Origin of the sequence: Agrobacterium sp. P15N1-A (assembly GCF_044626815.1) — a bacterium.
In the GTDB taxonomy this organism is placed as follows: domain Bacteria; phylum Pseudomonadota; class Alphaproteobacteria; order Rhizobiales; family Rhizobiaceae; genus Agrobacterium; species Agrobacterium leguminum.
Genome location: NZ_JBIUPF010000010.1, coordinates 166,941 through 175,116 on the forward strand (window position 1 = coordinate 166,941; position 8,176 = coordinate 175,116).

Annotated in this window: 6 protein-coding genes; 1 reads left to right on the forward strand and 5 read right to left on the reverse strand. The window is 55.5% G+C overall.

Features of this window, described 5'->3' with window-relative positions:
• The first annotated feature begins 329 nt into the window (after positions 1-329).
• The gene (locus tag ACIK7D_RS26195; RefSeq protein WP_400157965.1) at positions 330-935 is read left to right on the forward strand and encodes a 4'-phosphopantetheinyl transferase; all 606 of its coding nucleotides are present in this window, start codon (positions 330-332) and stop codon (positions 933-935) included.
• Between the two features lie 202 nt (positions 936-1,137).
• On the opposite strand, the gene ACIK7D_RS26200 is transcribed toward ACIK7D_RS26195, so the two are convergent.
• The 5 genes from ACIK7D_RS26200 to ACIK7D_RS26220 all read right to left on the reverse strand — a co-directional run.
• Positions 1,138-1,656, reverse strand: coding sequence for a flavin reductase family protein (locus ACIK7D_RS26200; protein WP_400157966.1), 519 nt, complete (start codon positions 1,654-1,656; stop codon positions 1,138-1,140).
• Positions 1,657-1,776: 120 nt separating this feature from the next.
• Entirely contained in the window at positions 1,777-3,162 is a 1,386-nt protein-coding gene (locus ACIK7D_RS26205; protein WP_400157967.1) for an LLM class flavin-dependent oxidoreductase, read from the reverse strand.
• Positions 3,163-3,716: 554 nt separating this feature from the next.
• On the reverse strand, positions 3,717-5,069 hold the full coding sequence (locus ACIK7D_RS26210; RefSeq protein ID WP_400157968.1) for a S41 family peptidase: 1,353 nt from the start codon (positions 5,067-5,069) through the stop codon (positions 3,717-3,719).
• A 224-nt stretch (positions 5,070-5,293) separates the two neighbouring features.
• Positions 5,294-6,100, reverse strand: a complete 807-nt coding sequence (locus ACIK7D_RS26215) for a prephenate dehydrogenase/arogenate dehydrogenase family protein (protein WP_400157969.1) — start codon at positions 6,098-6,100, stop codon at positions 5,294-5,296.
• 133 nt (positions 6,101-6,233) lie between these two features.
• Positions 6,234-8,176: alpha/beta fold hydrolase (locus ACIK7D_RS26220; RefSeq protein WP_400157970.1), on the reverse strand; the 1,943-nt coding region annotated here is incomplete at its 5' end.

Genomic DNA, 8,176 nt, shown 5'->3' on the forward strand with positions numbered 1-8,176 from the left:
GCATCAATAGTCAACTTAGCAACGCACCTATTGCACAGATCGCCGATGAATGAAAGCGATGACAACCGAGCGGCTGCGGAGGTGCCGAATCGGCATCGAGCAGCATTGTAGCGAATTGGATCGAGATCAAACCTGCGAAACGACGTGCTGCTGCTATCCCTACCGGCAACCGAAGACAGCGCGTACGGCAATACAATTGTCAACCGCGTCAGGTTCAATAGACTTGCGCGGTATCGGTAAAACTCAGCATCCTTTCAATGAAGTCAGGTCGCCCCAGCGCGTAAGAAAATTAACAGTCGCAGATCTCCCAACCACAAACGGATTCAATCATGATTGAATACTTAGGGTGTCGAAATTCACGGCTTCTTGCAGGCGTTCGCACCATTCTGCAAACAGACGATGATGCCTTGCTGCCGTCCGAAGCGGCCTCATTTGGAGGAGTGGTCAGCAAAGTCCGCCGCCAAAGCGGGGCTGCTAGGCTCGTCGCGCGTACGTTATTGGGCAGCGTGGGTTTCCCGAGCGTGCCGATCGTGAAATCGTCGGACGGCGACCCGGTTTGGCCTTCAGGCATTGTTGGATCTCTGGCACACCATGACACAGTTGCTGCCGCAGCAATTGCCCGCAGAACATGGGTTGCGGCCCTCGGGATCGACATCGAACCGAACGAGCCACTACCTGAAGACTTGGTAGACCTAATTGCGACACCCCGAGAGAAGGCAAGATACGACAGCGCCTTTCTGCGGGAGAGATATATCTTCGTTCTGAAAGAAGCGGTTTATAAAGCTTACTTTCCAGTGTTTAAAAGGATGGTCGACTTCCAGGACATTGATGTAGATTTAAGCACTGGGATTGCGCGCGTCGCAGATACCGATCAGGACTTTTCGATAGAGTTGCTCGTAAATAAAGACATCATAGGCGTGGCATATTATTCGTAGCGACCGCGGACAGCGGGCCCTTTCAACTGTTGCGCGACATGCTCTTTGACGCCTTTGGTCTGGAATGGGCGAGCATGGTAGTCTCGCCAGATCCGCGTGGCACTGTTCGCCAGGCCTCCAGATAGGACGTGAGAGGGGAAGGCATCTCGTGATATCGAGATCATCGAGACCGCGAGGGCCCCGCAGAGCCGTCACAGATCGCTCAGAGCCTCAGTGGCCGATAGGCTTTCCTCCAGTAAACCAGCGCGTCATCTGTTTCGCGCATGCGCGCAGCGACGACCGTCCCGATCACGATCGAATGCGTACCCCGATCAATCATCTCGTCAAGCGCACAATCGAGAATGACGTTGGCATCCTGAAGTAGCGATGCTCCCGTTTCAAGGGTCGTCCACTCCGCGCCAACGAAACGATCAGCGCCCTTGGTACCGTCGAACCCGGAGAATCTCTCCGCGATCGCCTTGTGACGTGCGGCCAGGGAACTTACGCCTAAATGGCGATACTGGTCGATAAGAGGCCAAGTTGATGAGGAGCGATTGATACAAGCGATTATCTTTGGCGGGTCTGCAGAGAGAGAAACCACTGAGGACGCAACCATCCCCGACCGATCGTTCTTAACACCCGCTGTTATTATACTGACATTCCCAACCACCATGCCCATCGCGCCGCGAAACAGATCGGGCCCGATTTGCCTGTGTCTCTCCTGGATTCCACCCTCATCCATTGCGAGTTCCCTTCTGCTCTGCCTCTATTGAAGAGCAATGAGCAACAGCGCTTGCCTTTACCTCACTGAGCACACCCAAGGCCGATCCGCTTTCACGATTGTACGGTTAAACGCTAAGGGTCACGAGGCGCCCATCCCATATGCAGCGCGGCTGTCCGCGTCGTCCTTGCGGTCCGGCACACGAGCCGCCAGGCGGTGAGCGGGTATCTCCAAGCCAAGGTTTTCACGCAAGGTGGCCCCCTCGTACTCGGAGCGGAACAGGCCACGACGCCGCAAAACAGGCAGGACCTCGTCAACGAAGACCTGCAAGTCACCTGGCAAGACCGGTGGCATAATGTTGAATCCATCGGCAGCGCCTTCCTTAAACCACTCGCTCATCGTGTCCGCGATCTGCTCGGGTGTGCCAATCGTTGTGCGATGCCCCCGCGCGGTCGCCAACGCCAAATAGAGCTGGCGAAACGTCATTCCTCCCGAGGCCAGATCTGAGACCAGTTTGTGCCTGCTCTGAAACTCGGATTGTGGCGGCAACGGAGGTGCGTTGTCGTCCAATGAGTAACGAGACAAATCAAGGCCGACATAGAATTCTTTCAAAATCGCCCAAGCAATTTTAGGATGAACCAGGGACTGAAGCTCCTCGTAGTTCCGATGAGCCTCGGCCTCGGTTCCACCGATGATCGGAAACAGGCCAGGCATAATGAGCAGATCATTCGGCTTACGATTGAATTTTCTCAGTCGGCTCTTCAGATCTCCATAAAAGGCTCTTCCCTCCGTTAAAGATCGCGCGGCCGTAAATACCACTTCCGCAGTGCGCGCCGCCAACTCCCGACCTGGTTCCGACGAACCGGCTTGCACCACTACGGGCCGGCCTTGCGGCGATCTGGCGACGTTCAGCGGACCGGCGACCGAAAAGAACTCGCCCCTATGTTCAACACGGTGAACCTTCGATTGATCGGAGTACAGACCGCTTCGCTTGTCGCGGGGGAATGCATCGTCTTCGTAAGAATCCCATAGATCGAGCACCAGCTCGACAAACTCTTCTGCTCGCCGGTAACGCTCGGCGTGTGCCGGATGACCCGCGACCGTGAAATTCCGGGAAACGTCGCCAGCGGTAGTCACGACATTCCACGCCGCTCTCCCCTTGCTGATGTGGTCCAACGAGAGGAAGCGCCGCGCCATCAGATAGGGATCTTCATACGTCGTGGACGCGGTGGCGACGAAGCCGAGACGTTGTGTCACCTGAGAGAGCGCGGACCAAAGGGTGATCGGTTCGAAACGTGCTGCGCCCGCGACTCGCGCTCTCACCTCCGGATCCCCATCGAGATCAGCTGGACTGTCGGCGACAAAAACCAGATCAAACTTGCCGCGTTCGGCTGTCTTCACCAGTTCGCGGTAATGATCGATATTGTGATCGGCGTCAGCTTGTGCAGCCGGGTGACGCCAGGCGGCGATGTGATTGCCCGTGGCCATCACAAAAGCCCCCAGATGCAGCTGCCTTTTTCCATTCATATCGTGACGCTCCGTTACGGAATTTTTTGCAAACAGATGCACCACTTCCGGGCCGCACGCATCGCATCCTCGACAGGAGTTGCTCAATGAGTTCATGCAACAAAGAAAAGTATTCCGCGATCCACCTGTGCTTTCAACGACTACGACACTAGGAAGACGGCATAGCACCGCATCGTCAAGGCATCACCTAGTTATGCCAAGTATAGCCATGTCTTATCGATGAGACGAGATTCATATAGCGCACCAACAGAAAGCTACATTTTCTCTGTCGATACTTGGGGACAGCGTCTTCGTTAAACTGGCTCGAAGGTGTCCACGGGCGCGCTCCAAGCTAATCGGAGCAATTGCTGGCGCTCATCGGGCTCTCTGCGATTATGGAAGGTAGGGCTTTGACAGCAACGAGTTCGCCTTATCCTCTCGCTTTATATGATTAGCTTTCCGCGCGGAGCGCGACACCAGCGGCTCTCGTTCAGCTGCCGACAGCCTCGAGGTGCGCACCTCAACGCAAGTTGCTAGGTCCGTACCGCAATTCTTCGTTTTCGCGTGTTGCGGCTCTACTTCGTGAGTTGCGTATATGTCTTAGGGTCAGGCGGGAAAAAATCATTTGTCTCCTCGCCGCGCAACAACCGCATTGCTGCATTGAGTTGTGTATCGTCTTTCTCATCCGCCGGAATATATGCTGACAAAGTCTCTTGACCGGCGTCCTTTGCAGCGTCCTGCTGTGGATTTGAGAGGTGACCTTTCAGGCTGCTCTCGCCAGAGATCTGGTCTCGAACCTCCAACTCCTTCGGAACCTTTTCGTCGACGCGAATGTCGGGATCGATACCTTTCGCCTGAATTGAACGTCCCGAGGGCGTAAAATACCTTGATGTGGTGAGGAACAAAGCGCCATTGCCGGACAACGGTATGATACCCTGAACCGTGCCTTTTCCAAAGGAGCGGGTTCCCAAAACGGTCGCGCGCCTGTGGTCCTGAAGAGCGCCAGCGACGATTTCAGATGCCGATGCCGAACCTCCATTGATAAGAACGATCATCGGCTTGCCGTTCACAAGGTCGCCGCTGGTTGCGAAATAGCTTCGGTCTTCTTGACTGTTCCGTCCCCGAGTGGAAACGATCTCGCCGCGATCGATGAAGCTGTCAGTTACGTTGATGGCCTGATCAAGGAGGCCGCCAGGATTACTGCGGAGATCCAGGATATAACCCTTGAGCTTGTCTTCTTTGCCCCCGGCATTGAGAGCGGCTATTCCCTTCTCAAGGCCCGGAAAGGTCTGTTGAGTGAATTGGGAAATGCGAATGTAACCGATATCGTCGCCCTTGAGCTGTACCCGAACAGACTGAACTTTTATGACTTCGCGGACCAGCCTCACATCTTCTTTAGGTATGGTTTTATCGCGCAGTATCGTAAGCGTGATAGGGGTATCCACCGGCCCGCGCATCTTCTCGACTGCCTGACTGAGCGTCAACCCTTGCACGGGCTCGTTGTTGATGGCGGTGATGACGTCGTTCGCGCGAAGTCCCGCTCTGGACGCCGGCGTATCGTCTATCGACGATACGATCTTCAGTTCGTCGTTCTCCATCGTCACCTCGACGCCGAGGCCACCGAACTCGCCTTTGAACTGGCTCTCGGAGTCTTCGTAATCCTGTGCGTTGGCGTAGCGCGAATGCGGGTCAAGCGACGATAACATGCCATTAATGGCCCCTTCGATGAGCTTGTTGTCATCTGGTTCCTCGACATAACGCTCTCGAACGCGTTCAAAAACATCACCGAATATCGCGAGCTGGCGATAGGTTTCGGCACTTGCGGCCCGGGCATCAGGAATGAAGACTCCGTTCGAAAACCCAAAGGCAACCGTCACCAATGTGCCAGCTGCTGCGCCACACAGGAATCCAGAGAACTTACGACGCATGGATTTCGCCTTTCGTGAATGGTAGTGATGGACGTGTCGGCTCGGGGCTCTCGACGATATCGACTTGCGGCGACTATCTCACTTCAACCGACCCAACCAGTCAACATCAAACTCTTTGATTTACAACAACTCAGCGTTACGCGCCTTTGACTGTCCGCGGGAAGAGCATATATATTCCAAGGTATTCAATCCGATGCAGGCCTTATTATATCGCTGCGTCGAGCCTAGCCGACACGTTTTGCGTGTGGCCGCTCCCTATGTACGGCGGTGTTGTCCATGTCCGCGGCAGTGCCTCCATCACCCACCAGGGTATCCAAGGCAGTCGCGGCCGCGATAAATTTCGCACGGCTCGCGGCCGAATATGGGTTTGTACGCTGTATCGCCATAAAGACGGCATTCGAATCGTAACGGACCATATCCGCGGCACGCATGAGCAAATCAAAACTTGCGGTCCGTAGCCGATCCGGCAGTGGTTCCATATCGATCAAAACTCTCCCAATTAGATGCGTCAGGCCCTGCGTGATCGCCGTCTCGATGTCATGCTCCTCCGGTGTGACCACGACTACTTTCAGGCCAAACGACCGGCGGAGAAACGCCGCGACGCGCCGAAACTGGGAGGAGCGGATGGGGCAAAGCGCGATTTTCAGCCCAGTGATTCCCGAACGCGCGCTTTGAGGACCGAACAACGGGTGCGTCCCTATGATATCGACATAAGGGGGCAACTCGTTTTGCATTATCATTGCTGGAGTTGCCTTTACGGATCCGACGTCGAAAACAATCGTCCCTGGCTGCAAATATGGCTTTATGTCCGCCACGGCAGCAGAAATCGCATTGACCGGGACCGCAAGTACAACCGCATCGCACCTCGCCACTGTCCTTATGTCCGCTGCGACAACGTCGAACAATCGATAACCTGCAAACGCACGGTCAGATATATCGTATGCGTAGACCTGAAAGTGCCCGCGCAGGTAAGTCGCAATCAGCTTGCCAAAGGCGCCAAACCCAACAATGCCCACTGAAGATATTTGCATGGTGATCGGCCTATATCTGACACAAGTTGCTCGTGTCCCGGAATCGTTTCGTTAATGGGTCTTGGACGCTGTTGAGACTTGCATTTCGTAGCGTCCGTTGCAGCGAACGAATGTGTTCATCCGTTTCGCTCCATCAGGTCTCGGTTGCGAGCTCCAACCACTCCACCAATGACAAGACATGCGGTTTGCGAAGAATGGAAAAATGGTCTCCCGGTCCTTGCCAGACGTCGACCTCGGTGGCGAACCGGGACCACTGCTCAGCAAAAGCCGAATTCCGACGCGCATCCGTCGTCGGCGCGAGCTTCGAGTCGCGCAGTTGGACAAGTCGAAGCCTTCCGCCATATTTTACTGACGGATGATATTTGGCCCGTAGGGCCGTCACGAACGTCGCGAACGGGCCGAACAAGTCCTCGGGGCGACTTCGAGCAGGCAGCAACCCCAATCTGGTCATAGCTGCGTGCAAAGACCCTAGCCGAGATTTGATATCCACCCCGGAAATCGCCGCTTCCTCTCGGACAAGCTGACAATCGAAGGTTAGCGCGATCGCTTCTACGAACTCGGTGAACGCCTCCAAGTCGGTTAGATCGCGCTCGAGGCCGGGTGGTTCGCTGTCGATGATCGTTAGCGACGCGACTATTCGTCCTTGGGCTTGCAGTCGGCACGCCATTTCAAATGCAACGGCACCACCAAATGAATGGCCTAAAAGATGAACAGGCCCGGAACTGGACAGTTTATCGATTGCGTTCAGATAGTAGTTGGCCGCAGCCTCTACCGTTGCATGCGGCTGTTGGCCGCGGCAAATCCCGCGGGGCTGTAAGCCGTAGATGGGTAGTGCCCTGGTCAATTCGCAGACGAGCTCTACGAATCCTGTGACGCTCGAGCCTGCGCCGGGAATACAGAACATTGGCGCACTGCGAAAGTTGGGAGCTGTAAGTGGTATCAACGGGTCGAAGTCGTCAGGCTTCTTTCGTGCGATTGATATCGAGGCAGAGATTGCGTTCGACAACTCTTCGCCGAGGGTCTTGCGATTCGTGGCATCGGTCATCATTGTCAGATGGTCGCCGGGGATGGCCACGAGTGTGATTGAAGAGGTACCGAGGACATTCTCCCAGCCACCAAACGGTGAGGTCCTCCGATGTTCTTCACCATGCTCGATGGTAGAGTCTTGCGAAGACTGGGGCGCCTCCAGCGCATGGAACTGGAACACATCGACGGACATTTCCGGTACGTTATAGGCGCGGATCAGCCGATCAAATTGCTGTCGTCGTTGCCAGATCAAGCACTCAGTCGAGGGGTCGCGGTCAGCTGGCAACAGTCCGAACACTTGCGCTTGGGCGATCAACTGCTGCAGTGTCAGTTGATGGGATGCCTGCCGGAGCGCCGCGACGAGATCTGCGTTATCAGGTGTGCTCCGATCCGCAACGTAGTTCACCAACATGTCTTTGACGTCGATCGGCTCTTCCGTATTTCCGGAGGGAAGCCTGCAATCGATAAGCCCGATGAACGAAACGGTTTCATCGATGCCACCTAGGTGGTTTGCAATCGCGTAAGCTAAAATTCCTCCATATGAATAGCCGGCGAGGCGATAAGGTCCATTCGGCTGAACTTGCCGCATCATCGCGGCCATTTGTTTTGCCATCGCCTCGATCGTCCTCGGCAAGGTGTCGAGACCAGGAGGCCAGGGCAGGACGTAGATTGGCAGACGCCCGTCGAGATTACGTGCCAACTCAAAAACGTAGGAGTGATCGCCAAATCCGGTCGGCACAAAGAATAGCGGCAGGCTGCCATCGCCCGAATGTACGACGATCGCGGAATTATCATTTTGAGGTTTGTCACCTTCGATGCGCTCTGCAAGAATTTTGAGCGATAGATTGCGAAACAAGTCCTCCAATGTGACTTGGAACCCACCACCGCGGATCTTGCTCAACAGCCTGACGGCGAGGAGCGAGTGTCCACCGAGAGCGAAGAAGCTGTCGTTGCGGCTGATGCGATCGACACCGAGGAGTTCGGACCAGATGGCGGCAAGCGCCGTTTCGACGGGACCTTGCGGGGCCTCGTATGCGGCATGGGCGAGGG

Excerpts from the sequence above, each read along its gene's own strand:
- ACIK7D_RS26195 (WP_400157965.1), top strand. The coding sequence starts at position 330 with ATGATTGAATACTTAGGGTGTCGAAATTCACGGCTTCTTGCAGGCGTT.
- ACIK7D_RS26200 (WP_400157966.1), bottom strand. The coding sequence starts at position 1,656 with ATGGATGAGGGTGGAATCCAGGAGAGACACAGGCAAATCGGGCCCGAT.
- ACIK7D_RS26205 (WP_400157967.1), bottom strand. The coding sequence starts at position 3,162 with ATGAATGGAAAAAGGCAGCTGCATCTGGGGGCTTTTGTGATGGCCACG.
- ACIK7D_RS26210 (WP_400157968.1), bottom strand. The coding sequence starts at position 5,069 with ATGCGTCGTAAGTTCTCTGGATTCCTGTGTGGCGCAGCAGCTGGCACA.
- ACIK7D_RS26215 (WP_400157969.1), bottom strand. The coding sequence starts at position 6,100 with ATGCAAATATCTTCAGTGGGCATTGTTGGGTTTGGCGCCTTTGGCAAG.